19 protein-coding genes and 2 riboswitches are annotated in these 23,963 nt (G+C 65.7%); of the genes, 15 read left to right on the top strand and 4 right to left on the bottom strand.

The genetic code is table 11. From position 1 onward, the window contains the following. The first annotated feature begins 10 nt into the window (after nucleotides 1–10). From ABT375_RS20010 to ABT375_RS19985, 6 genes are all read left to right on the top strand, one after another. Nucleotides 11–772 carry an SDR family NAD(P)-dependent oxidoreductase gene (locus ABT375_RS20010; RefSeq protein ID WP_416465764.1) on the top strand — a complete coding sequence of 254 codons (762 nt, stop codon included), beginning with the start codon at nucleotides 11–13 and terminating at the stop codon, nucleotides 770–772. A 182-nt stretch (nucleotides 773–954) separates the two neighbouring features. Further along, nucleotides 955–3,111, top strand: coding sequence for a TonB-dependent receptor (locus ABT375_RS20005; RefSeq protein WP_416465762.1), 2,157 nt, complete (start codon nucleotides 955–957; stop codon nucleotides 3,109–3,111). Nucleotides 3,112–3,115: 4 nt separating this feature from the next. Next, a complete protein-coding gene (locus tag ABT375_RS20000; protein WP_416465760.1) occupies nucleotides 3,116–4,516 on the top strand; it encodes an FAD-linked oxidase C-terminal domain-containing protein in 1,401 nt (466 codons plus the stop codon). A gap of 119 nt (nucleotides 4,517–4,635) precedes the next feature. After that, nucleotides 4,636–5,925 carry an MFS transporter gene (locus ABT375_RS19995; RefSeq protein ID WP_416465758.1) on the top strand — a complete coding sequence of 430 codons (1,290 nt, stop codon included), beginning with the start codon at nucleotides 4,636–4,638 and terminating at the stop codon, nucleotides 5,923–5,925. A 56-nt stretch (nucleotides 5,926–5,981) separates the two neighbouring features. Continuing rightward, entirely contained in the window at nucleotides 5,982–6,749 is a 768-nt protein-coding gene (locus tag ABT375_RS19990) for a helix-turn-helix domain-containing protein (protein WP_416465757.1), read from the top strand. Beyond that, entirely contained in the window at nucleotides 6,746–7,447 is a 702-nt protein-coding gene (locus tag ABT375_RS19985; protein ID WP_261937295.1) for a FadR/GntR family transcriptional regulator, read from the top strand. Before ABT375_RS19990 ends, ABT375_RS19985 begins: the two co-directional genes overlap by 4 nt. On the opposite strand, the gene ABT375_RS19980 is transcribed toward ABT375_RS19985, so the two are convergent. Both ABT375_RS19980 and ABT375_RS19975 read right to left on the bottom strand, forming a co-directional pair. Next, nucleotides 7,448–8,170 (bottom strand): CbtA family protein, encoded by a 723-nt coding sequence (locus tag ABT375_RS19980; RefSeq protein ID WP_261937294.1) that lies wholly within the window; start codon nucleotides 8,168–8,170, stop codon nucleotides 7,448–7,450. A gap of 9 nt (nucleotides 8,171–8,179) precedes the next feature. Then, entirely contained in the window at nucleotides 8,180–8,389 is a 210-nt protein-coding gene (locus ABT375_RS19975) for a CbtB domain-containing protein (RefSeq protein WP_416465877.1), read from the bottom strand. Between the two features lie 66 nt (nucleotides 8,390–8,455). After that, nucleotides 8,456–8,540, bottom strand: a riboswitch (adenosylcobalamin (AdoCbl) riboswitch). 24 nt (nucleotides 8,541–8,564) lie between these two features. On the opposite strand from ABT375_RS19975, the gene ABT375_RS19970 reads away from it, so the two are divergent. The 4 genes from ABT375_RS19970 (at nucleotide 8,565) to cobO (ending at nucleotide 15,102) form a co-directional block, all read left to right on the top strand. Then, entirely contained in the window at nucleotides 8,565–9,161 is a 597-nt protein-coding gene (locus tag ABT375_RS19970; RefSeq protein WP_416465754.1) for a histidine phosphatase family protein, read from the top strand. Between the two features lie 63 nt (nucleotides 9,162–9,224). Continuing rightward, nucleotides 9,225–9,478: riboswitch (cobalamin riboswitch) on the top strand. Nucleotides 9,479–9,737: 259 nt separating this feature from the next. Beyond that, nucleotides 9,738–10,772, top strand: coding sequence for a cobalamin biosynthesis protein CobW (gene cobW / locus ABT375_RS19965; protein ID WP_224546842.1), 1,035 nt, complete (start codon nucleotides 9,738–9,740; stop codon nucleotides 10,770–10,772). Next, a complete protein-coding gene (cobN, locus tag ABT375_RS19960) occupies nucleotides 10,772–14,491 on the top strand; it encodes a cobaltochelatase subunit CobN (RefSeq protein WP_416465752.1) in 3,720 nt (1,239 codons plus the stop codon). The genes cobW and cobN overlap by 1 nt, the downstream gene beginning before the upstream one ends. Nucleotides 14,492–14,493: 2 nt before the next feature. Continuing rightward, complete coding sequence (cobO, locus tag ABT375_RS19955; RefSeq protein ID WP_416465750.1) at nucleotides 14,494–15,102, top strand: cob(I)yrinic acid a,c-diamide adenosyltransferase; 609 nt, start codon at nucleotides 14,494–14,496, stop codon at nucleotides 15,100–15,102. On the opposite strand, the gene ABT375_RS19950 is transcribed toward cobO, so the two are convergent. Further along, the gene (locus ABT375_RS19950) at nucleotides 15,099–15,962 is read right to left on the bottom strand and encodes an ABC transporter substrate-binding protein (protein WP_416465748.1); all 864 of its coding nucleotides are present in this window, start codon (nucleotides 15,960–15,962) and stop codon (nucleotides 15,099–15,101) included. The two genes, cobO and ABT375_RS19950, sit on opposite strands and share 4 nt — an antisense overlap. Nucleotides 15,963–16,093: 131 nt before the next feature. On the opposite strand from ABT375_RS19950, the gene ABT375_RS19945 reads away from it, so the two are divergent. Beyond that, nucleotides 16,094–17,044, top strand: a complete 951-nt coding sequence (locus tag ABT375_RS19945; protein WP_411973986.1) for a FecCD family ABC transporter permease — start codon at nucleotides 16,094–16,096, stop codon at nucleotides 17,042–17,044. Here ABT375_RS19945 and ABT375_RS19940 read toward each other — a convergent pair. Beyond that, nucleotides 17,036–18,574, bottom strand: coding sequence for an acyl-CoA synthetase (locus ABT375_RS19940; protein WP_416465747.1), 1,539 nt, complete (start codon nucleotides 18,572–18,574; stop codon nucleotides 17,036–17,038). The two genes, ABT375_RS19945 and ABT375_RS19940, sit on opposite strands and share 9 nt — an antisense overlap. Before the next feature lie 346 nt (nucleotides 18,575–18,920). Here ABT375_RS19940 and ABT375_RS19935 point away from each other — a divergent pair, with 346 nt between their 5' ends. The 4 genes from ABT375_RS19935 (at nucleotide 18,921) to ABT375_RS19920 (ending at nucleotide 23,960) form a co-directional block, all read left to right on the top strand. Next, the gene (locus ABT375_RS19935; protein WP_416465745.1) at nucleotides 18,921–19,682 is read left to right on the top strand and encodes an SDR family NAD(P)-dependent oxidoreductase; all 762 of its coding nucleotides are present in this window, start codon (nucleotides 18,921–18,923) and stop codon (nucleotides 19,680–19,682) included. Further along, nucleotides 19,679–20,458, top strand: a complete 780-nt coding sequence (locus ABT375_RS19930; RefSeq protein WP_416465743.1) for an enoyl-CoA hydratase-related protein — start codon at nucleotides 19,679–19,681, stop codon at nucleotides 20,456–20,458. Before ABT375_RS19935 ends, ABT375_RS19930 begins: the two co-directional genes overlap by 4 nt. A 197-nt stretch (nucleotides 20,459–20,655) precedes the next feature. Next, the gene (locus tag ABT375_RS19925) at nucleotides 20,656–21,525 is read left to right on the top strand and encodes a helix-turn-helix transcriptional regulator (protein WP_416465741.1); all 870 of its coding nucleotides are present in this window, start codon (nucleotides 20,656–20,658) and stop codon (nucleotides 21,523–21,525) included. A gap of 176 nt (nucleotides 21,526–21,701) precedes the next feature. Next, nucleotides 21,702–23,960 carry a TonB-dependent receptor gene (locus ABT375_RS19920; protein ID WP_416465739.1) on the top strand — a complete coding sequence of 753 codons (2,259 nt, stop codon included), beginning with the start codon at nucleotides 21,702–21,704 and terminating at the stop codon, nucleotides 23,958–23,960. Nucleotides 23,961–23,963 lie beyond the last annotated feature (3 nt).

The raw sequence follows: 23,963 nt of genomic DNA, 5'->3' as shown, positions 1-23,963 counted from the left end.
AGGATTGCCCATGTATCTGGAGCGACTGAAACTGGACGGCCGGCGCGCGCTTGTCACCGGTGGCGCGAGCGGCATCGGCCTGGCCTGTGTCGAGGCGCTGGGCGAAATGGGCGCGGCGGTGACGATCGCGGACCTCGATTCCGCCACGATCGACGTGGCTGTCGCGGCGATGACGGCGAAGGGGCTGTCGGTCGACGGCGTGGTGATGGACGTGACCGACAGTGATGCGGTGACGGCGACCGCCAATCGGATCGGCGCGATCGACATCCTCGTCAACAATGCCGGCGTCGCACGCAGCGATACGCCGGCGGAGGCGGTGGCGGACGAGCATTGGCATAATGTCATCGACGTCAATCTGAACGGCACCTTCTGGTGTGCGCGCGCCTTTGGCCGTTTCATGCTGGAGCGGGGCCGGGGCAGCATCGTCAATGTCGGATCGATGAGCGGCGTCATCGTCAACCGGCCGCAGCCGCAAAGCTATTACAACGCGTCCAAGGCGGCGGTGCATCAATTGACGAAGAGCCTGGCGGCGGAATGGGCGGACCGCGGCGTGCGGGTCAACGCGGTCGCGCCTACCTATATCCGCACGCCGCTGAATGCTTTCGCCGACAAGGAAGGGCCGATGGTTCGGCGCTGGATCGATTCGACGCCAATGGGGCGGCTGGGCGAAGTGGAGGAAGTGGCGTCGGTCGTCGCCTTCTTGGCATCCGACGCGGCGAGCCTGATGACCGGCAGCATCGTGCTGGCCGACGGCGGTTATAGCTGCTGGTAAGGCATGAAGGAGACGGCGAGTCAGACAGTTTCTGCGCTATGGCCAATCCGATCGGCGAAGCGATCGACCCGGACGGCATAGTGGTCTATCTCCTCAAACCTATCTGAAAGCTGTACCTATCAGATAGGCCCATGGGCGATCCGCAGGACATGATTCCACCGGACGCCGGGAGGAGAGACAGGATGACGTTGAAGGCCCTCTTATTTGCCGGTGTCGCGATCGCGGCGCCTCTGCCCTGCGCAGCACAGGCGCAGCAGGCGCCCGCCGCCGACGCGGGATCATCCGACATCATCGTCACCGCGCGCAAGCGGCAGGAAACGCTGCTCGACGTGCCGGTCGCGGTGACCGCGGTGAGCGGCGACACGCTCGCCCGGCGCAACATCAATTCGGTGCGCGAAGCCGCCGCGCTCGCCCCCGGCCTCAACATCTCCAGCGACGGTGCAGGCCGCGCCTTCGTCTCGATCCGTGGCGTGGGCGTCACCCTGGTCCAGTCGGTGCAGCCCGGCGTCGGCCTGTTCGTTGACGGCATCTATCGTCCCAACACCGCCTATCTCAACAACCCGCTGCTCGACGTCGAGCGGATCGAGGTGCTGCGCGGGCCGCAGGGCACGCTCTATGGCAAGAACACGCTGGGCGGGGCGATCAACGTCATCACCCGCCAGCCGGGCAATGCTTTCGAGGCCCGCGGCGCGGCCAGCTATGCCGGGCCTGACAATAGCTGGTTGGTGTCTGGTTCGGTGTCCGCCCCGATCGTGCAGGACAAGCTGGCGATCCGCGTCGGCGGGTCGCATCGCGAGCAGGACGGCTTCATCAACAACAGCAATATCGGCGGCAAGGCGAACCGGTTCAACACCGACTCGCTCAGCAGCACCATCCGCGCCACGCCCAGCGAAGACCTGACGATCATCGTGAACGGCTATTATGACTGGGTGAAGGGCGCCAACGTCCCCTATGCCCGCGTCACCGGCCCGACCGATTATTCGCGCGACAACCAGTTCGATACGCTGGGCACCACCACCTACAAATATCGCGGCGTCAACGCCCGCATCGAAACCCCGATCGACGCGATCAACACCAAGCTGTCGCTACAGGCCGCCTACGACGCGCGCGACACCAGCGCGCCCGACACCGACGGCGATTTCGGCCCCAGCGACGCGACCACCGCCGTCCCCGCCGTGCGCCAGAGCAGCACCGACCGCCTGCGCACCAAGACGCTCGAACTGCGTTTCGACACCGAATATAGCGACCAGTTCTCAACGCTCGTCGGCCTGTTCTACAGCCGGGAGACGACGCGAGCGAACCAGCTCACCAACATCCAGCTTACCTTGCCGCTGCCGACCGGGCCGTTTCCGGTTGCGATCAACAATCGTGCCCAGAACGCGACCAAGGCGGACACTTATGCCGCCTTCGGCACCGCTTTCTGGAAACCCAATGCGGATTGGGAAGTGGCGCTCGGCCTGCGCTACGACCATGAGGACCGGCAATCCGTCGGCATCGTCAATGGCGGCGCGCCGTCGCGGGTGGGCCTCAAGTCCAACGAGGTCGAACCGCGCCTGTCGGTCACCCGCCACTGGAACCGCGAACTCATGACCTATGCCTCGGTCGCGCGTGGCTATCGGGGCGGCGGCTTCAACGCCGTGACCGCGCCGATCCGCGTCTATAAGGGCGATTCCGCCTGGACCTATGAAATCGGCACCAAATATGCGTCGGCCGATCGCCGGGTGACCCTGTCGGGCGACATATTCTACAGCGATTACAAGGATTATATCGGCCTCAATTCGATCGCCCCGGCCTCCACCGGCGGCCTCGTCACCGTCGATCTCAACAGCGGCGACGTCGAAAGCTATGGTGCCGAAATCGAATTTGCCTTCAAGCCGGTCGAGCAATGGACGCTATCGGGCGGCCTGACCTACATGCACGCCCGCCTGACCGACAGTTCGGCTTATACCGCCGTCACCGGCCGCACCCTGTCGAGCGATCGGCTGACCTTCCAGCCCGACTGGATGGTCAGCCTGTCGAGCGACTATGTCGTGCCGCTCGGCGATGACAGCAGCCTGACCTTCAACGCCGGCCTCACCGGCAAGGGCAAGCGGCTGGCCGCGACGCTGAACCAGACGACGCCGACGATCCTGAAATCCTATGTCCTGGCCAACGGGTCGATCACCTACCGCACCGACGGCATCGAACTGGCGCTGTTCGGCACCAACCTGTTCAACAAGAAATATTTCGACTCCTATATCGAGAAGACGACGCTGGCACTGGCCGGCCTGCCCGCATCGGATCTGGGTATCATCGGCGACCTGCGCCGCTATGGCGTGCGCGCCAGCTTCCGGTTCTGATCCGATGCGCGCGCCCGCCTTCCCACCCCGCAAGGCCCTGCCGGACGGCGTTCTCGACCAGCTTGCCGCCGCCTTTAGCGACAATCTGGCGCTGGGGGAGGCGGTGCGCAGCCAGCATGGGCAGAGCGAGACGCATTTCGCGCCCGTCCTGCCCGACGCTGTGGTCTTCGCCCGTTCGACGGAGGATGTCGTCGCACTGGTCAAGCTCTGCGTCGCCGCCGACGTGCCGATCATCCCCTTCGGCGCTGGCACCTCGATCGAGGGCAACACCCTGCCGGTGCAGGGCGGGGTGACGGTCGATCTCAGCCGGATGGACGCCATCCTTCAGGTGAATGTCGAGGATTTCGACTGCACCGTGCAGGCCGGCGTGCGGCGCGAGCAACTGAACGAGCATCTGCGCGACCAGGGCCTGTTCTTCCCCATCGACCCCGGCGCCAATGCCACGCTGGGTGGCATGGCCTCCACCCGCGCATCGGGCACCAATGCCGTACGCTACGGCACGATGCGCGAGGCGATCCTGTCGCTGCGCGTCGTGACCCCCGACGGTCGCGACATCCGCACCGCCCGGCGCGCGCGCAAGTCGGCGGCGGGCTATGACCTCACCCGGTTGATGATCGGCAGCGAAGGCACGCTGGGCATCATCACCGAAGTGACGCTGCGCCTCCACGCCATCCCGGAGGCGATCTCGTCGGCCGTGTGCAGCTTCGAGAGTCTGGAAGGGGCGGTGGATACGGTGGTGCAGTCGATCCAGATCGGCGTGCCGCTGGCGCGGGTCGAGATATTGGACGACGCGCAGATGCGCGCGGTCAATCGCTGGTCGAAACTCGACTATCCCGAACAGACCACGCTCTTCTTCGAATTTCACGGCTCGCCATCCTATGTCGAGGAACAGGTGCGCACGGTGGAGGAGATCGCCGCGATGCACGGCGGCGGGCAATTTCGCTGGTCGAACCTGCCGGAGGAACGCTCCAGATTGTGGAAGGCGCGACACGAGGCCTATTATGCCGCGGTCAACCAGCGTCCCGGCGCGATCGGTTGGGCGACGGACGTATGCGTGCCGATCAGTCGCCTCGCCGAATGCATCACCCGGACCAAGGCGGACCTGGCGACCGCCAGCGTGCCGGGTACGATATTGGGCCATGTCGGCGACGGCAATTTCCACGTCATCTTCTCGATCGACCCCAACGCACCGGCGGAAATGGCAGAGGTGGAGGCGCTCAACCAGCGGCTGGTGGACCGGGCGCTGGCGATGGACGGCACCTGCACCGGCGAACATGGCATCGGCATCGGCAAGCAGCATTGCCTGGTCGAGGAACTGGGCGAGGCGGTCGATCTGATGCGCGTCATCAAGCGCGCGATCGACCCAAAGAACCTGTTCAATCCGGGCAAGATTTTCACCCTTTGACATCACGCCGTTTAGCCGGGGGGCTAAACTGTCCGGCCGCGTCGACTCCCCTTGGCGCGGCCGGGCATCATGACAGGGGCATGGCCATGACCGGCCATGCCGCAGAAAGGCTCGTCCCGATGACCGCCACACTCACTCATTCCCCATCCTTTCTGCGCCTGTTGCCGCCGCTGCTGATCCTGGCGCTGGCAATGGCGGCCGGTTTCACCATGATGGGATCGTTCAGCATGGTGCAGGAAGGCGCCAAGGCCGAAATGGGCCTGAGCGATTTTCAATTGTCGCTCGTGCAGGGCGTGGCCGCCGCGGTGCCACTGCTGCTCTTTTCCATGCCGATCGGGTTATTGGTCGATCGCACCAATCGTCTGCGCCTGCTCATCTGTCTGGCGCTGATCTGGACGATGGGCACCCTTTTGACCGCTGTGGCGCAGAGCGTCTCCACCCTGTTCATGGCGCGAATGCTCGCCGGGATCGGCACTACCGGCGCTTTGACGGCGGCGCTGTCGCTCTGCGCCGACCTGTGCCCGCCGCACCAGCGGGGTAGGGCGCTGCTGGTCGTGACCCTGGGCAAGGCGCTGGGGCAGGCGGGGGCGTTTGCGCTGGCGGGCTGGCTGCTTAGCGTGTTCCTACATCCAGCCGCCGACACGCTTTTCGCTGGCGTCACCCCCTGGCGCGCCACCCATTTCGCGCTTGCGGCGATCAGCGCTGCGCTGATCCTGCCCCTATTCCTGCTGCGCGAACCGGCGCGACGGGAGGCGGCGGCGGGCATCCATGCCCCCTGGCGCGTGGTTCTGCAGGAATTCTGGTCGCGCCGCGCCTTTCTTGGCCCGCTGTTCGTAGGCCAGGTCAGCGTGGTGATGGCCGATGCGGCGGCCGCGATCTGGGCGTCGCCCGTCTTGTCGCGCAGCTATGGCCTGGCGCCGCCCGACTTTGCCGGCTGGATGGGCAGCCTCATATTCCTGACCGGAGTCGCAGGATCGGTGCTGGGTGGCGTGGCGGCCGATATCGGACAGAAGAGCGGGCGGCGCGGCGGCCTGCTGATCGGCGCGGTGATCGCGGCGGCGCTGGGCATCCCGGCCGCGCTCTTCCCGATCATGCCCGGAATCCCCTCCTTCGCCGTGGCGCTGGGTGCGCTGATGCTGTGCGGCACCGTCACCGGCCTGATCACATCCGTCGCGCTCACGGTATTGCTGCCTAACGAATTGCGCGGCCTGTGCATCGGCGCCTTCATCGCCATCGCCGGCCTGATCGGCTTCGGCGTCGCGCCGACATTGGTGACGGCGATCAGCGGCTTGCTCGGCGGCGAAGCGCATCTGGGCGGAGGCCTTGCGACGGTCGGCGTGTCGGTCAGCATCGTCTCGGTCACCGCCTTCTGGCGGGCTATGCGTCGCGCGCCGGACAGACCTATCTGATAGCTATTGCCAAAAGCTGTCTGATAGGTCAGTATGTGAGCAAGGAGAAGATGGCCATGGATCGAATCAGTGTGTCGCCCGAGATGATCGCGCTGGTCGGGCCAGGCATCGCCACGCTGGCCAATGATGCGGGCCTCTCCGTAGCTTTCCTGCTCGGTTTCGGCGCGGTGGGGCACTCGGCGTCGGTCCGGCTGGTCGAGCATCCCACGCTCGCCGACCTGAACGACGATCCGGGCAGCCGCCTGATCCTGCTGGTCGCGCCGGACGCCTGCGCGCGGGTGGCCGACGGGGCGGTGCCGTTCGCGCCGGGCGTTGCTTATTATCTGCCCTCGCCGCTCCGCGCGATCGCGCTCGCCATCCGCGATTGCCGCCTTCACGACGCGGCCGCCGCGCCCTATCGGCTGGCCAAGAGCATCGAACTGTTCTGCGAGCTTCTGCGCGCCGGGCGCGAAGACGGGTTCGTGCCGATCGGGCAGGATGCGCTGCTGTCGCGGGCCGACAGCGAAAGGCTGCTGACGGCGCGGCGCATGATCGAGGATCGCTGGGCGGAAAAGCTGACGCTGGACGGCATCGCCCGCGCCTGCGGCCTCAACCGCGCCAAGCTGACCCGCGGCTTCCGCGACATGTTCGGCAGTTCGGTCGCCGACGCCATCACGGCGCAGCGGCTCGACCGGGCGGGGGAAATGCTGGTGGCGACCGAATTGCCGGTGTCGTCGATCGGCTATCGTTGCGGCTATCTCAACAATGCCAGCTTCACCCGCGCCTTCGCCCGCCATTTCGGCGTCGCGCCGACGCTGTATCGTGCGGAGCGACTGGCGGCATGACCAGCCGGGCGATCGACGATGGCGGGTCGCTGGTCGAACGCGCCATCCAGGCCGTGCGCGACCATATCCGCGCCCATAGCCTGCGGGTCGGCGACACGCTGCCGGGCGAAGGCGCCTTCGCCACCAGCCTGGGGGTTAGCCGCGCGGTGATGCGGGAAGCCTTTGGAGCGCTTGCCGCCTTGCACCTGATCGACGTTGGCAATGGCCGCCGCGCGCGGGTCGGGGCCATCGATGGATCGGTGATGGGGGCTTCGCTCGACCATGCGGTATCGACCGAGCAGGTCAGCGTCGCCGATGTGTGGGACGTGCGGCGCACGCTCGAACTGCGGATCGCCGCGCTTGCCGCGCAGCGCCGCACCGACGCGCAGGCTGCCGAGATTTTGGCCATAGCGCAGGCGATGGCGCAGGAGTGCGACGACATGGCGCAGGTGACCCGGCTCGATATCGCGCTCCACAATGCGATTGCCGAAGCGGCGTCGAACCTGCTCTTCGCGCAGATCATGCGGTCCTTCGCGCCGCTGATGGAAACGGCGGTGCCGCGCGCCTGGGAAACCCGCCGGACCGATACCCAGCGGCAGGACATCATCGCCTGTCACCTCGACCTGGCGCAGGCGATCGTCGACCGCGACCCCACCGCCGCCGCCGCCGCGATCGACCGCCATTTCGATACGTCTATCGGCCAGATGCTGGCGACATGATTATCGGCGAATCATGACCCGTTCCGCCGACAGGCCGAAGACGATCCCGATCGTGGCCCACAGGATCAGTTGGGTCGCGATCGAGGCGAGGCGGAAATGCCAGAGCAAGGTCGCCGGGAAATCGGCTGGTACTTCATCGACGCTGGGCAGCAGAAACTGGCCCAGCACGACCATCGCGACATAAGCCGCCATTGCGAGCAACATCGCGTCGATGCCACGACAGGATCGAGCGAGCGCGCTTCGGATCTTCGCGGCGATCACCGCGCCGCCCACCGACAGGGCGATCATGGCGAAATAGGCGGCGGTGCGCAGGCCCACAGTGTCATGCTGGCCCACGGCCGGCGGCGTCTGGGGATATTTGATCCCCGGCACGATCACGATCAGCAGAATGGCGATCCCGGCGAGCAACAGGGCGAAGCTGCGCGGGCCAATGCGGCCGAAGCGTCCATAACCATAGGCGAATATGAGTGCGAAAATGCCGCCGACCGCCGCGCCGTAAAGCGCCAGCGCGGTCAGGAGGCCCGCGCCCTTCTGCGTCGCCCGGCTTACCAGCTCCTCTTCCTGCCCATTCGCAGGTGTGTCCGCATGATGCGCCGCATGGACATGCTCATAGCCAATGGCGAGATCGATCTGGGGCTCCGCGATCACGCGCGCGAACATCGTCGCGACGAGGGCCGCGAGAATGCCGGCCAGCATTCCGCGCCACAAAAGACTTTTGGTCATCGCCGGCGATCAGTGGCAGGGGAAGCCGAGCAGATGGCGCCCGTCATGGACGAATTCATGCACATACATGCCGCCGAACAAGGCGAAGGCGCCCTGTTCGGTGCTGACGAAATAGAGGAAGATGAGCGCGATCAGCGTGCCGAATACGGCCCAGGGCGCGATGTCCTCGATCGGGATGGCGGAGCCACCCTGGACAGGAATGAAATGGTCGTCGAGCAGTGCGGCAGTGGTTGCCATGATCCGTACTCCTATAGGGGATTGCGCGTCCCGCGAGAGATAATATGTTCAGGAAGAAGGTCTGGCTCTCGACCTTGTACGTCGATAACAGTGGCGCGACCGCGCCGGAATCTCACCGGCTTCTTCTTCCTGATGCCCGCGCTGTTTAGGGTGCGCGATGGCGCGACGTCAACATCTCCCGGAGGTTCCGCTGGCTACATCCCTCCTTCTCCTATGCGCGGCGTCCACGCCGTCCAGCCGGATCGGCGGCTTTCCGGCGCTGGACGAGGGCCTGGACGCACGCGGCGCGCATGATGCCGCCGCCTGCCGCCTGCCGCCGGGTTTCGACAACCATGTCCTTTGCAGCCCGTCCCGCGCCGCCGCGCAGACTGCCCAGGCGATGGGGCTGGACGCCTCGGTCGAGGTCGCGTTGGTGGACATGGATGCCGGGCGCTGGTCGGGCCGGTCGTTTGCCGACCTTTTCGCCGCCGAACCGGCCGCCCTGTCCGACTGGATCGCCGATCCGACGCAGGGCACCGCGGATGGTGAGACCATGGAATCGGTGCGACAGCGGGTAGGCGGCTGGCTGGACGGAATCGCGCAGTCGCCCGGATGCGTCTGCGCCATCAGCCATGCCATGACGATCCGCGCCGCGCTGGCGCACGCGCTGGGCTTTCCGCTCGTGACGACGCCTGCCATCGACATTGCGCCGCTATCCGCCGTTCGCCTGTCCTTCAACCGCATCTGGCGGCTTCAGGCGATCGCACCGCACTGAGGGCTTGCGGACGGCCCCGGCAGCCGGTATCGCCGACCGCATCCGGGGAGCCGCAAGCCCCCTTCGATGACTGATCGCGCCGGTTCCCCGCAAGGGGATTAAAATGGGAAGGCGGTGCGGGTGGCGGTCCCTCGACGAGGGCGCTCATCCAAATCCGCAGCTGTCCCTGCAACTGTAAGCGGCGAGCGCGATGCACATCGCTCCCTTTCCAGGGGAGCAGCCACTGGGCCGGACGCTAAATCCTGCGAGGCCTGGGAAGGCGTGCATCAAGCGATGACCCGCGAGCCAGGAGACCTGCCGGCGTCTGGTCGCTCTTGCTTTGGTCCAGGGGATGGCCGGGGCACGGTGAACGCCGTCTGAGCGACGAACCCATGTGGCTGGGGCCGCATCGGTGCGCGCTGACGGGCTCCATGCGCCTGCTCGTCGCCGCGCATCGACCGTTCGTTCGCGTCCGGCACGCCCCCGCCCGAGATATCGCTCAGGTGCAGCGGGGGTAGACATGGCCATTATCAGGCTCGGCGATGCCGATCGCCCCTTCGCGCGCATGAATCCCATGGCGCTTGAAGGAGAAGAAGCGTGAGCAAGATCCCGACCACCGTCATCACAGGCTTTCTGGGGGCGGGCAAGACGACGTTGATCCGGCACCTGCTGCACAATGCCAAGGGCCGCAGGCTGGCGCTGATCGTCAACGAGTTCGGCGATGTCGGCGTGGACGGCGCGCTGCTGCGCGGATGCAATGACGAGGCGTGCCCGGAGGACGATATCGTCGAACTGGCCAATGGCTGCATCTGCTGCACCGTGGCCGACGATTTCCTGCCGACCATGCTCAAGCTGCTCGACCGCGCCAATCCGCCAGACCATATCATCATCGAAACGTCCGGCCTGGCGCTGCCCAAGCCGCTGGTGAAGGCGTTCCAGTGGCCCGAAATCCGCACCCGCGCGACCGTGGATGGCGTCGTGGCGCTGATCGACGCCGATGCGGTCGCCGCCGGGCGCTTCGCCGCCGACGAAGCCGCGCTGGCGCTGGCGCGGGCGGCCGACCCCTCGCTCGACCATGACAGTCCGCTGGAGGAACTATACGAAGACCAGCTCGCCTGCGCGGACCTCGTCATCCTCAACAAGGCCGACATGGTCGATGCTGACGCGCTGACCCGGATCGAGGGCGACATAGGCAAGGATATCCGTAGTGGGGTGAAGATCGTGCGGACCGATCATGGCGCGATCGATGCCGGCGTCCTGCTCGGCCTGTTCGCCGAAGCGGAAGAGGATATCGACGCGCGGCCATCGCACCATGACGGCGACCCCGATCATGACCATGACGATTTCGACAGCTTCGTCGTCACCGGCGGCGAGATTGCGGGCGTGGATGCGCTGGTGCAGGCCATGGCCCCGTTGATCGAGGCGCATGATATCCTGCGCATCAAGGGCATGGTCGCCGTCGCCGGGCGCCCGGCACGGTTGGTCGTCCAGGCGGTCGGTCCCCGCATCCAGCATTATTTCGACCGCGCCTGGAAAGCGGAGGAGTCGCGCCTGTCACAACTGGTGGTGATCGGGCAGAAGGGGCTGAATCAGGCCGCCATCGACAGCGCCCTTCGCGCGGCCTTCGCCTGATGCATTTGCTGGCCGCTACGCCGGGAACCGTCTCCAATGGCGAGGAGGCGATCGACCTCGATCAATCGCCGGGCGAGATCGTGTTCCTGACCGTGGCGGACAGCGAGCTGGCCTGTTTCGCCCAAGCGGCGGCCCTGCTGGGTGAGGATGCGCCGTCGATCCGGCTGGCCAACCTGCTCCAGCTCAAGCATCCCTATTCGGTCGATCTCTACGTCGAAAAGGTGATCGCCCATGCGCGTTTCGTGTGCGTGGTGCTGCTGGGGGGCAAGGCCTACTGGTCCTATGGCGTCGACGAGATCGCGCGGGTGGCGCGCGAAAGGGGGATTGCGTTCGCCGCGATCGCCGATGGGCGCGAACCCGATCCGTCGCTCGATGCCGCCGCGACGCTGCCGGTGGCGGTCAGCGAACGGCTCCGCGACTATCTGCGGCAGGGCGGCGTCGCCAATGCGGTCGGCTTCCTGCGCCATGCCGCGCGGCTGATCGGCGCGGATATCGGCGTGCCGGACGATCCGGTGCCGGTCGCCGACGCCGGTCTCTATCTGGCGGGTATGGAACGGCCTACGCTGGACGATGTGCGGACAGGATGGCGCGCGGGACAGCCCGTCGCGCTCCTCTGCTTCTATCGCGCGCTGATGATCGCCGGTACGCTCGATGCCGTCGATGCGCTCGTCGCCGCGCTGAAGGGACGCGGGCTGAACGTCGTCGCCGTCCATGTGCGGGCGCTGCGCGAGCCGTTCGCGATCGACTGGCTGCGCAGCCTGATCGCTGAAATCCGGCCCGACATCATTCTGAACGCCACCGCCTTCGCCGCTTCCTCGCCCGGCGACAGGCGGACGCCGTCGGTCCTCGAAACCGCGGATTGTCCGATCCTCCAGACCGTGTTCGCGGGGGTCGAACAGGCGAACTGGGCCGACAGTCCGCGCGGCCTTGGCCCCCGCGACCTGGCGATGAACGTCGCCCTGCCCGAGATTGACGGGCGCCTGTTCACCCGCGCCGTCGCCTTCAAGGCGGCCGAGCGTTTCGATGCCCGGACCCAATGCGGCATCGTGGTGCCGCGCGTTGCCCCTGATCGCGTCGCTTTCGTCGCCGATCTTGCCGCCAATTGGGCGGCATTGCGGCGCACGCCCGCCTCGGATCGGCGCGTTGCGCTCATTCTCGCCAACTATCCCAATCGCGACGGTCGGCTGGGCAATGGCGTCGGCCTCGACACGCCGGCCAGCGCAGCCGCGATTCTCGCCGCCCTGCGCGAAGCGGGCTATCATGTCGGCGATGCGCCCGTGGACGGCGCGGGGCTGATGGCGATCCTGCTCGGCGGCGTCACCAACGCCCGCGCGTCGCTGGATCGCCTGCCCGAAGTCCGCCTGCCCGTTGGCGATTATCGCAGGATGTTCGATGCGCTGCCCGCGTCGGTGCGTGACGCGGTGACGGCGCGATGGGGCGCGCCTGCCGACGATCCGTTCGTGCGCGACGACGCCTTTCATCTGCCCGCCCATCGCTTCGGCCATATCGTCGTCGCAGTGCAGCCCGCGCGCGGGTATAATATCGATCCCAAGACCAGCTATCATGACCCGGCGCTGGTCCCGCCGCATGGCTATCTGGCCTTTCATTTCTGGCTGAACCAGGATTTCGGCGCGCAGGCTGTCGTCCATGTCGGCAAGCATGGCAATCTGGAATGGCTGCCGGGCAAGGCGCTGGCCCTGTCCGACACCTGCTTCCCGGAAATCTGCGCCGGGCCGGTGCCGCAACTCTATCCTTTCATCGTCAACGATCCGGGCGAAGGAACGCAGGCGAAGCGCCGCATCGGCGCGGCGATCATCGATCATCTCACCCCGCCGCTGACGCGCGCGGAAAGCTATGGCCCGTTGAAGGCGCTCGAAGCGCTGGTCGATGAATATTATCTCGCCGCCGGCATGGACCCGCGCCGCATCCAGCATCTGAAAGCCGAAATTCTCGATCTCGCCCGGTCGCAGGGACTGGACGCCGATGCCGGGGCCGTTGGGGATGGCGATGACGCGCTCGCGGCTCTCGACAATTATTTGTGCGAATTGAAGGAGATGCAGATACGCGACGGGCTGCACATCTTCATGCGATCGCCGACCGGCCGGCTGCGTACGGACTTGCTCATCGCCCTGTCCCGCACCCCGCGCGGCTATGACGAGGCGAGCCAGGCGTCGCTGCTCCGCGCCATGGCCGACGATCTGGACCTTGGCTTCGATCCGCTCGATTGCCGGATGGGCGACGGCTGGACCGGCCCCCGACCGGCCGTGCTGGCAGCGGTGAGCGATGCGCCCTGGCGCAGCCATGGCGACACGATCGAACGGCTCGAACTGCTGGCCGTCGCGCTGGTCGAGGGTGCGACAGCGCCCGGCCCGGCGTCGCAGACCGTTATGCGTTCGCTGCGGGGCGATCTCGCCGGCCGCGTGGACCGTTGCGGCCCCGCCGAAAAGGGTGCGCTGCTGGCTGGCCTGGACGGGCGTTTCCTGTTGCCCGGTCCCTCCGGCGCGCCCACGCGCGGGCGCCCCGACGTGCTGCCGACCGGCCGCAACTTCTATTCGGTCGACACCCGGTCCGTGCCGACCGCCACGGCATGGGAGCTTGGCCGCCGCTCGGCGCAACTGCTGGTGGACGATTATCTCCAGCGCGAAGGCGAATATCCAAGGGCCATGGCGTTGTCCGCCTGGGGCACGGCCAATATGCGCACCGGCGGCGACGACATCGCCCAGGCCCTGGCGCTGATGGGCGTGCGGCCGCGCTGGGACTGGACGTCGGGCCGCGTGATCGGTTTCGAGGTGATGAAGATCGCCGAACTCAACCGCCCGCGCGTCGATGTCACCTTCCGCGTCTCCGGCTTCTTCCGCGATGCTTTCCCCGAACAGATCGACCTGCTCGATTCCGCAGCGCGCGCCGTGATGGCGCTGGACGAGCCGGACGAGGACAATCCCGCCGCCGCCCGCCACCGCCGTGAGACGGCGCAACTGATCGACGCCGGCCATGACGCGAAGGCGGCCGCCCTGCGCGCGGGCTTTCGCGTGTTCGGATCGAAGCCGGGCGCCTATGGCGGGGGCCTTCAGGTGATGATCGACGAGAAAATCTGGCACGACCGCGCCGATCTCGCCAACGTCTATCTCGACTGGGGCGGCTATGCCTATGGGGCAGGGGTGGAGGGCGACGTTGCGCGCGACCTGTTCGCCACGCGGCTGGCCCAGGCCGACGCCGTGGTGCAGAATCAGGACAATCGCGAGCATGACCTGCTCGACAGCGACGATTATTACCAGTTCGAGGGCGGCATCGCGTCCGCCGTCGAGCATCTGTCGGGCAAGCGGCCGCGCGCCTATCATAACGACCATAGCCGGCCCGAGCGCCCTGTCGTTCGCACGCTGGAGGACGAGATCGGCCGGGTGGTCCGCGCCCGCGTCACCAATCCCAAATGGATCGCGGGCGTGATGCGCCACGGGTACAAGGGCGCGTTCGAGATCGCCGCGTCGGTCGACTATCTGTTCGCCTTCGCCGCCACGACCCATGCCGTGCGCGATCATCATTTCGACGCAGTCCATGCCGCCTTCATCGAGGATGAAGCCGTGCGTGCCTTCCTGGCGGAGGCCAATCCGGCCGCGCTGCGCGAAACCGCGGCACGCCTGGCCGAAGCGCTGCAGCGCGGCATGTGGAAACCCAGATCGAACAGCGCGGGCCTGTTGCTCGCCCAGCTTGCAGGAGGATGACGATGGCCGAACGGACCGACGAACAACATGCCGAAAAGATGAAGAAGAAGCAGGCCGCGCACGACCGGATCGTCGCGGGCAAGACGGTCGAAAAGGGCCTGCTGATCGTCCACACCGGCAAGGGGAAGGGCAAGACGACCGCGGCGCTGGGCATGGTGGTGCGCGCCATCGGCCATGGCAAGAAGGTCGGCGTGGTCCAGTTCGTGAAGGGTGCGATGGAGACGGGCGAGAAGGCCGTGTTCGATCGTTTCCCAGATCAGGTCGAATTCATGGCCATGGGCGACGGCTTCACCTGGGATACGCAGAACCGGGCGCAAGACATTGCTTCGGCAGGCAAAGCCTGGGATCAGGTCAAGCGCATGATCGCCGACCCGGCCTATCATCTGGTGCTGGCCGACGAACTCAATATCGTCCTGCGCTACGATTATCTCCCCCTCGACGAGGTGCTGGCGGTTCTCAAGGGCAGGTCGGAGATGAAGCATGTCATCGTCACCGGCCGCAACGCGCCCGAAGCGCTGGTCGAAGCCGCCGATCTGGTGACGGAGATGACGCTGGTGAAACATCCGTTTCGCGAACAGGGCGTCAAGGCGCAGCCCGGCATCGAATTTTAAAGCCGATGGTCGATCTGGTTCACCAGGCTGCGAACGGCATCGACATAAGCCGGCCCGCCACAGACGGTCCAGGCCTGGGGCAGGCGCAGCCGCTTGATGTCCTTCAACAGCGGGTGGCGCAGCATCTCCGTACCCTGATCGACCACATGTTCGGAGCCGCTTTCGATCAGCAGATAGTCGGGCTGGGCGACCATCAACTCTTCGAGCGTGAGTTGCGACAGGACCGGCTTGCCGAGCTTGCCGGCCAGATTGACCAGCCCGGCGCGGGTCATCAGGTCGTCGATCAGCGTGCCCGTCCCGGTCAGGAAACCGCGCCGCTGATAATAGGCCGCGACGCCGGACCGGCGGGGACGGGCGATGGCGGCGAGATCCCGGTCCATCCGCGCGATCAGCGCCTCGCCGCGATCGACATGGCCGACCGCCTTTGCGACGGCGCGGATTTGCGTGACGATGCCGGTGTAGCTGCCGGCGGGCTTCAGATCCAGGGTATGATAATGTGCGCCCGACAGCGCCGCCATCATCCCGCCGCGCCTGGCCGGCGCGCCGATCACCAGATCGGGATCGATGGCCAGAACTTCTTCCGCGGAACCTGTCAGGATGGGCAGGCCGCGCGTTTGCGCCGCGGCTGCGGACATGGCCGCATTGTTAGCGTTCCGGGTCAGACCCGCAATCTGCGCACGATCGGCCAGCGCGATCAGATATTGGTCTGCACACAGGTTCAGCGACACGATCCGCTGCGGTGCGGCGGTGTCCCCGGTTCGCGATGCGGGCGCCGAACCAGCCAGAAGACTGCCCGCCGCCAGCGCGAACAAAATCGCCGCCAGTGCGGCGGACGAGGATTTCCTTAGTCCCAGTATCATAGCCGCCCCATGACTTACACGACCCCGGGACACAAGCGTGACGGGGACCACCGATCCACTGCGAGGTGCCATTGTCCGACTTCCACCCGTTCGACGCGCGCCGGCGCGTGCTACTGCTCATTCTCCTGGTCTTGACGATCCTGGCCGGCATCGCCTCGCTGGGCGTGGGATCGGCGGCCATCGATCCGGCGCGGCTGCTGGCGGCAGCGACCGGCCATGGCGACCGGATCGCGACCGCGATCCTGTTCACCCTGCGGCTGCCACGCGTCTTGCTCAGCCTGGCCGTGGGCGGCATGCTCGGCCTCGCAGGCGCGGCGTTGCAGGGTTATTTACGCAACCCGCTGGCCGAACCGTCGGTGCTGGGCGCATCCAACGCCGCGGCGCTGGGGGCCGTCGGCGCCCTCTATTTCGGGCTGTCCGAACTGCATATCCTGCTTCTGCCATTGCTGGCGATCGGGTCCGGCCTGCTCGCCCTGCTGCTGCTGTTCGCCTTGGCGGGGCGCGCCGAAAGCCCGCTCAGCCTCATTCTCGCCGGCATCGCGATCTCTGCGCTGGCGAGCGCGGGCATCAGCCTCGCCCTCAACCTGTCTGAAAATCCCTTCGCCGCCATGGAGATCACCGCCTGGCTGCTCGGATCGATCGAGAACCGATCGGTCGAGCATGTCTGGATCGCGCTGCCCTGCATCGCCTGCGGCGCGGTGCTGCTCCTGCTCGACTCCCGCGCACTTGATGCCCTGACACTGGGGGAGGAGGGCGCGCAGGCGCTCGGCGTCAACCTGCAGCGCACCCGGTTGCGCCTGTTGCTGGGCGTCGGCATCGGTGTCGGCGGCGCGGTGGCGGTCGCCGGCTCGATCGGCTTTGTGGGGCTGATCGTGCCTCATCTGGTGCGGCCGCTGACCGATCGCAGCCCCTCGTCGATCCTGCTGCCCTCATTGCTGGCGGGGGCGGCACTGCTGACGCTGGCGGACATCGCGGTGCGCCTGATCCCGACCTATAATGAACTTAAGCTCGGTGTCCTCACCGCCTTCCTCGGCGTCCCCGTTTTCCTCCTGCATCTGGTGCGGGCACGGCGGCTATGGTGACGCCGTCCTGGCCTGTCGCCGATATTCGGCAACCAGTTTGGCCTTGAGCAATTTGCCCGTGGGTTCGCGAGGAAGCTGATCGCGGAAATCGAATCGCCGCGGTGTCTTCACGCCACCCAGCGCCTTGCGGACATAGGCCGCCAACTCGCTGGACAGGCTGTTATCGCCGGTCACGCCCGGCGCGGGCTGGACGACCGCGATCACCATCTCGCCCAGATCCTCGTTCGGTTCGCCGATGACCGCCACGTCCGCGACTTTGGGGTGGGTGATCAGGCAATTTTCGATTTCCTGCGGATAGATGTTAACACCACCCGATATGATCATGAAATTCCTGCGGTCGGTCAGATAGAGATAGCCGTCCGCATCGACATGGCCGATGTCCCCCAGCGTTGCCCAACCCCGGCTATTATAGGCCTTGGCGGTCTTGTCCGGGTCATTATGATATTCGAAGCGCGGGCCGTCGGCGAAATAGACGTCGCCCGTTTCGCCGGGGGGCAGTTCCCGGCCCGCGGCATCGAGGATCTTGACCGTCCCCAATATCGCTCGTCCGACCGATCCGGGGCGTTCCAGCCATTCGGCGGACGACAAGGCGGTGATACCGCAGGTTTCCGTGCCGGAATAATATTCATGCACGATCGGTCCCCACCAATCGATCATCGCCTGTTTCACCGGCACCGGGCAGGGGGCTGCGGCGTGAATGACCGCCACCAGCGAGCCGCTGTCATAGCGCCCCCGCACCGCCTCCGGCAGTTTGAGCAAGCGGATCAGGTGGGTGGGCACCCAGGTCGCATGGGTGATGCGATAGTCCTGGATATGGGCAAGCGCAGCCTCCGCATCGAAGCGGTCCATCAGGACCACGGTGCCGCCGAAACGCTGCACCGTCATCGCCCAGCGCAGGGGCGCCGCATGATAAAGGGGGGAAGTGGACAGATAGATCATGTCCTCATCCATGGCGTAAAGGGTGCGCCCCATGGCGACGAGCGGAATTTCCGCGTCCAGCGGCCCGTCGGGCAGGGTCGGTTTCACGCCTTTGGGACGGCCGGTGGTGCCGGAAGAATAGAGCATCTCCGTGCCTGCGCTTTCGTCGGTGATCGCCGTGGCGGGGCAAGCGGCGCAGGCCGCGATCCAGCCGGGAAGGCCGCCCGCCTCGCCATGGACGCTGTAGGCCGCAAGCGCAGGCCTGGCCGCAAGCGCCTGCTGCGCGAGCGGCGCGAGTGAATCGGAAACGATCAGCAGCCGGGCGTCGGAATCCGTGATGATATAGTCGAGATCGTCGGCGCTGAGCTTGGTCGAGATGCTGGTGAGATAGAGACCTGCGCGCTGTGCGGCCCAGGCAATGGGAAACACCGCCATTTCATTGTTCAGCATTACCGCGATCACATCGCCCCGCTGCAAGCCGAGTCGCCGCAACATATGCGCGCAGCGGTTCGATGCCGCGTCGAGCGCCCGATAGCTCAGCACCTTGCCCGTTTCGGCCATGATGCAGGCAGGCTTGTCGGGATATGCAAGGGCATGGTGCATGGGGTGCATGGATGTCGGCCTCTCCTGTCGGGCGCGACCGCCCTTCGGGAGTCCGCTGCCTCGCTATGGCGCCGTCGAGCTGTCGCCTTCCGTGCGTCTGTCGAACCTGAAAAGCCGTATCGTGCCGCGGGAGGCAAGCGATGCGCAAGAAATGTCAAAAAGCAGAACATCTCTGTGTAAAGCCTGACGAGCGCGCTTCGACTAAACCGCCAGACAAGCCAGCGACCATCAAGGTCCGAAGGAGGAGAGATTTTGCGATATCCGGCACAGCCAGGCGCGACCGTCGCCCCCACCGCTAGATGCGTCATTACATATGCAGCATCCCCGCTCCATAAGGCCGGAAGAGACATGTCCCATGCTGATTGACGGGCTGGCAGCGATCGTGACCGGCGGTGCTTCCGGGCTGGGCGGCGCCACCGCCGCAATGCTCGCACGCGCCGGTGCCAGGGTCACCATCTTCGATCTCAACGCCGACTTGGGCCAAGCCCATGCCAAGGCGATCGGCGGGCGGAGCATTGCCCTGGATGTTGCCGACGAGCCTGTTGTCGAAGCAGCGCTGGACCAGGCGGAATCCTGGCATGGCAAGGCCCGTATCCTTGTGAATTGCGCGGGTATCGGCGCGCCGGAAAAGATCATCGATCGCAACGGCAATGCGATGTCGCTCGCCCATTTCAGTAAGATATTGACGGTCAACCTGGCGGGCAGTTTCAACGTCCTGTCCAAATTTGCCGCGCGCATCCATGATGCCGATGCGTTGGGGGAGGAACGCGGCGTGATCGTCAACACCGCCAGCGTCGCGGCCTATGATGGCCAGATCGGTCAGGCGGCCTATGCCGCATCGAAAGGCGGCATCGTCGGCATGACATTGCCGATCGCGCGCGAATTCGCCCGCCACGGCATTCGCGTGATGACGATCGCGCCGGGTATATTCTGGACCCCGCAACTCGCGACGTTGCCGCAAGAAGCGCTGGATTCGCTGGGACGCCAGGTGCCCTTTCCCAATCGCCTGGGGCAGCCGGAAGAATTTGCCGCGCTCGTCGAGCATATCATCGGCAACCCGATGCTCAACGGGGAGGTGATCCGGCTGGACGGCGCGATCCGGATGGCGGCGAAATGACCCGGATGGACTATATCCGCGTGGAGCGGGAAGGCCCGCTGACGATCATCACGATCAACCGCCCAGCATCACACAATGCGCTCAATACGGCAGCCCATGAAGAATTGGCCGCGGCATTCGACGATTTCGCCGCCGATGACGACCAATGGGTGGCCATCATCACCGGCGCCGGGGAAAAGGCCTTTTGCGCCGGGCACGACCTGAAGCAGCAGGCGTCGGGTGGCGGCATGGCAACGCCGCCGAGCGGCTTTGCCGGCCTGACCGCCCGGTTCGACCTGAACAAGCCGGTGATCGCGGCGGTCAACGGCGTGGCGATGGGCGGCGGGTTCGAAATCGCGCTGGCCTGCGACATTGTCGTCGCGTCCACCCATGCCATGTTCGCGCTGCCCGAAACGCGGGTGGGGATTGCGGCGCTGGCGGGCGGGCTGCATCGCCTGCCGCGCGCGATCGGGCTGCACCATGCGATGGGCATGGTTTTAACGGGCCGCCGGGTAAGTGCGCGAGAAGGCGCGGAGCTGGGTTTTGTCAACGAGGTCGCGGAAGGCGACGTCATGGACGTGGCCCGGCGTTGGGCGGCCGAGATACTGGCCTGCAGCCCGCTGTCGGTGCAGGCGACCAAGGAGGCGGTGCGCAAGGGTCTGACCGAGCCGGTGGACAAGGCGATCGTCGCGCAGTGGGATTATCCCGCCATGCGGCGGATGCTGGCGTCGCAGGACCATGTCGAGGGACCGCTGGCCTTCGCCGAAAAGCGCGCGCCGCGCTGGACCGGGCGATAGCGTGACGGGAAGAGCGACGCGTCGGCCGCGCGTGGCAGGGGCGGCCTGCATGGCGCGCGCCTCTCGTGCCGATGCGCCGATTTGCGCGGTTTCCTCTCTTCGCCTCTTGTGCGCGGCCGTCATGCTCTCCATCCTTTGATGGCGACGGGCCGCCTCCATCGGCAGATATCGATCGCATGGTGAGAGGAACAGGGATCGTGCACCAGCACAAGTGGCACGCCGAGGCGATCATCGCCGATACGCTGAAGCGGGAGCCGGAGGTCAAGCTTGCGTCCAGCGACGGCGCCTGGCGGTTCAGCCGCTGGCGCCAGTTTGTGGGCAGCTATACCCTGCCGGCGCTGCCCGATCCGATGTTCGTCGTCCAGTTGGCGGGCAAGACCAATGTACGAACCTGGGAGCGGGACGGGTGGAGCGAGACCGCTTCCTATCCCGGCGCCGCGACGATCGTGCCCGCGACCATGGCGACGCGCTGGCTGGTCGATGGGGAACTGGACGTCGTGACGCTCAGCATCGATTCCGGGGATTTGCGGGCTGCGTCGGTGTTCGACCAGTTCTCGCGGATGCGCTTCGCCTTTTCCGATCCGTTGGGGGCTGCCCTGGCGCGGCAGATACTGGCCGAACTCTATCGCCCCGCATCGGGCGCGCGCGACATATATGTGTCGGCGATGATCGACGCGCTCAAGGCGCATATGCTGCGCGGTCCGGCCACCACCGCGAGCAGTGGGTTTCCGACCTCGGCCTTTTCCTCCTATCGCATCCATCATGTGATGAATGCGGTGGCCGAACGTCCCGAAGCGGAGCATAGCCTGGAGGACATGGCGGCGCAGGCGGGCATCACGCCGTCCCATTTCTGTCGCGTCTTCAAACGCGCGACGGGCATGAGCCCGCATCAATATGTGCTCAAGGCCCGGCTGGAGCGGGCGCAGCAGATGCTGAGCCAGTCGGAGACGCCGATGAGCCAGATCGCCGACATGCTCGGCTTTACCAGTCAGAGCCATTTCAACCGCGCTTTTCGCAATTTTGCCGGGGAAACGCCCTCAAGCTTCCGCAAGCGCCGGCTCGACTGAGCGATATTGCGGGGCGGCCACCACATGATCCGTCGGCTTGCGCATTGTTGCGCGCGCCGTTGCGCAAGAAATGTAAAAAACGAGAGCAGGTCCGTGTAAAGCCTTCCGACCTCCAATCCCCTAGACCGAATGCACAACTTCGGCGGCAAAAAAGGCCGACAGATAAGGGAGAGGTTATGGAATTCGGATTTGCGAGGCACATGTTCGTCGGCGCGTTGATGTGCGGCGCTGCGGCCCCGGCTCTGGCGCAGGAGGCGAACGCGTCGGGTGCGGCGATTGCCGCATCGCAGGCCGATGGCGGCGGAATTCCCGACATCGTCGTCACCGCGCAGCGCCGGTCGCAATCATTGCTGTCGGTCCCGCTCGCCATCTCCGCACTGAGCGACGAAACGCTGGCCACCAAGGGGATCAGTAATTCCGCGGCGCTGGCGACCGCGGTACCCAATTTGCAGGTCAGCAGCCCCTATGGCAGCACCCAGCCCAATTTCTCGCTGCGCGGCATCAGCGTGGCCAATGAATTCAACGCCAATCAGGCGTCGCCAGTCGGCGTTTACATCGATGACGTCTATATCGCCGCGCGCACCAGTCACGGCATGGGCCTGTTCGATCTCGACCGCGTCGAAGTGCTGCGCGGGCCACAGGGGACGCTGTTCGGTCGCAATACCACCGGCGGCGCGATCAACTTCATCACCAAGGGGCCGAAGCTCAAAGGGACGGAAGGCTATTTGGAGGCCGGCTACGGCAATTTCGACACCTTCAAGGTGCAGGGTGCGGTCGAAACCACGATGGTCGAGGACGAACTGGGCATCCGCATCGCGGGCAATTATGAAAAGGGCGACGGCCAGTTCCACAATGTGGCGCCGGGCGGGCGCGATCCGGGCGGCGTGGACACCTGGCAGGGGCGGGCATCACTGCGCATCCGGCCCGGCAACGGCCCGCTGGACATCAAAATCCGCGCCTATGCCGGCCAGAATCGCGGTACCGAAGCGGGTATCCACGGGCTCGAGCCATTCCGTACGGGCCTTGGCTTCTTCGAAGTGAATGAAAGCCGTGTCGGTGAAAACCAGACCGACGCCTGGGGTGTCGCGGCGAATATCAGCCTGGAACTGAGCGACGCCGTGACGTTGACCTCGATCACTTCCTATGATGGCGGCAAGCAGAACCTCCAGCAATCCTCGGATGGCGCCCCGATAGACGTGCTCAACATCAACTGGCGGTCGACGTTCCGCCAGTTCAGTGAGGAAGTCCGGCTCAACTATGAATCGGACAAGCTCAAGCTGGTCGGCGGCGTGTTCTACGGCTGGGACCGGATCGTCACCGACAACAGCTTCTATATCGGCAGCGCTCTGGCGCCGGGCGTCGATGGCGGCTTCTTCCAGCATTACCGCCAGACCCGCCGTTCCTATGCCGCCTTCCTTCAGGGCGACTATAATCTGACCGACAAGCTGATCCTGACGCTGGGCGCGCGCTATACCGCCGATCGTGGTCACTATGACGACGGCTATGCCTATCTGTTCGCGGGCAGCGTCACCGATCCGCAAACGCCGATCGCGACGACGGTTCCCTGCGCCGGCGCGCCGGGCAGTTGCGCCTATGATCCTGCCGCGATCTTCATCCTCAAGGGGCGCAACAATGCGCTGACCGGCCGCGTGGCGCTCAGCTACACGTTCGACAATGGCCTGCTTGCCTATGCCAGCTATAATCGCGGCTATCGTTCGGGCGCCTTCAACGGCGGCAGCTATACCTCCTCGTCGGGGATCAACTATGTCGATCCCGAACGGGTCAACGCCTATGAACTGGGCCTGAAAGGGCGCGCGCTGAACAATCGCATGACCTTCTCGGCCGCGGGCTTCTATTATGACTATACGAACCAGCAGGTACAGGACCTGCGCGCCGGGCCGGTCAACATTCTGGTCAATGCGCCCAAAGCGGAAGTATATGGCGGCGAGGTCGAAGCGAGCCTGCGGATCATATCCGCGCTGACGCTCAACGCGTCGGCCGGCTATCTCCATGCCCGGTACAAGGAACTGGCGCTGCAGGGCGTCAATCTCGCGGGCAACGACCTGCCGTTCGCGCCACACTGGACGGCGCAGGCGGGCATCGACTGGAAGATCATCGATGCCGGCAGCGATACCGTCACCTTCTCGCCGACGATCAATTATTTCAGCCGCCAATATTTCTCGCCCTTCAACAGCGAGAATGCGCCAGGCACCGGCCAGATCAATTCCGAACTGCAACAGGCCGGCTATGCCAAGGTCAACGCCAGCCTGATCTGGGTGCATGACAATCTCCAGCTCCGCGGCTGGATCAACAACGCCTTCAATCGAAAGGTCTATGCTTATGGGCTGGACCTGCGCGGCGCCGGCTTCCCCTATAATTTCCTCGTTCCGTCCACGCCGCGTACCTATGGCGTGACCGCGCGGGTGAGCTTCTAAGAG

The sequence above is a fragment of the Sphingomonas sp. VDB2 genome (assembly GCF_047946695.1).
Classification (GTDB): domain Bacteria; phylum Pseudomonadota; class Alphaproteobacteria; order Sphingomonadales; family Sphingomonadaceae; genus Sphingobium; species Sphingobium bisphenolicum.
This window is presented reverse-complemented; position numbering and strand designations above follow the sequence as displayed.

Bases quoted from the DNA above. Each gene is read 5' to 3' on its own strand.
- ABT375_RS20010 (WP_416465764.1), top strand. From the start codon at position 11: ATGTATCTGGAGCGACTGAAACTGGACGGCCGGCGCGCGCTTGTCACC.
- ABT375_RS20005 (WP_416465762.1), top strand. From the start codon at position 955: ATGACGTTGAAGGCCCTCTTATTTGCCGGTGTCGCGATCGCGGCGCCT.
- ABT375_RS20000 (WP_416465760.1), top strand. From the start codon at position 3,116: ATGCGCGCGCCCGCCTTCCCACCCCGCAAGGCCCTGCCGGACGGCGTT.
- ABT375_RS19995 (WP_416465758.1), top strand. From the start codon at position 4,636: ATGACCGCCACACTCACTCATTCCCCATCCTTTCTGCGCCTGTTGCCG.
- ABT375_RS19990 (WP_416465757.1), top strand. From the start codon at position 5,982: ATGGATCGAATCAGTGTGTCGCCCGAGATGATCGCGCTGGTCGGGCCA.
- ABT375_RS19985 (WP_261937295.1), top strand. From the start codon at position 6,746: ATGACCAGCCGGGCGATCGACGATGGCGGGTCGCTGGTCGAACGCGCC.
- ABT375_RS19980 (WP_261937294.1), bottom strand. From the start codon at position 8,170: ATGACCAAAAGTCTTTTGTGGCGCGGAATGCTGGCCGGCATTCTCGCG.
- ABT375_RS19970 (WP_416465754.1), top strand. From the start codon at position 8,565: ATGGCGCGACGTCAACATCTCCCGGAGGTTCCGCTGGCTACATCCCTC.
- cobN (WP_416465752.1), top strand. From the start codon at position 10,772: ATGCATTTGCTGGCCGCTACGCCGGGAACCGTCTCCAATGGCGAGGAG.
- cobO (WP_416465750.1), top strand. From the start codon at position 14,494: ATGGCCGAACGGACCGACGAACAACATGCCGAAAAGATGAAGAAGAAG.
- ABT375_RS19950 (WP_416465748.1), bottom strand. From the start codon at position 15,962: ATGATACTGGGACTAAGGAAATCCTCGTCCGCCGCACTGGCGGCGATT.
- ABT375_RS19940 (WP_416465747.1), bottom strand. From the start codon at position 18,574: ATGCACCCCATGCACCATGCCCTTGCATATCCCGACAAGCCTGCCTGC.
- ABT375_RS19935 (WP_416465745.1), top strand. From the start codon at position 18,921: ATGCTGATTGACGGGCTGGCAGCGATCGTGACCGGCGGTGCTTCCGGG.
- ABT375_RS19930 (WP_416465743.1), top strand. From the start codon at position 19,679: ATGACCCGGATGGACTATATCCGCGTGGAGCGGGAAGGCCCGCTGACG.
- ABT375_RS19920 (WP_416465739.1), top strand. From the start codon at position 21,702: ATGGAATTCGGATTTGCGAGGCACATGTTCGTCGGCGCGTTGATGTGC.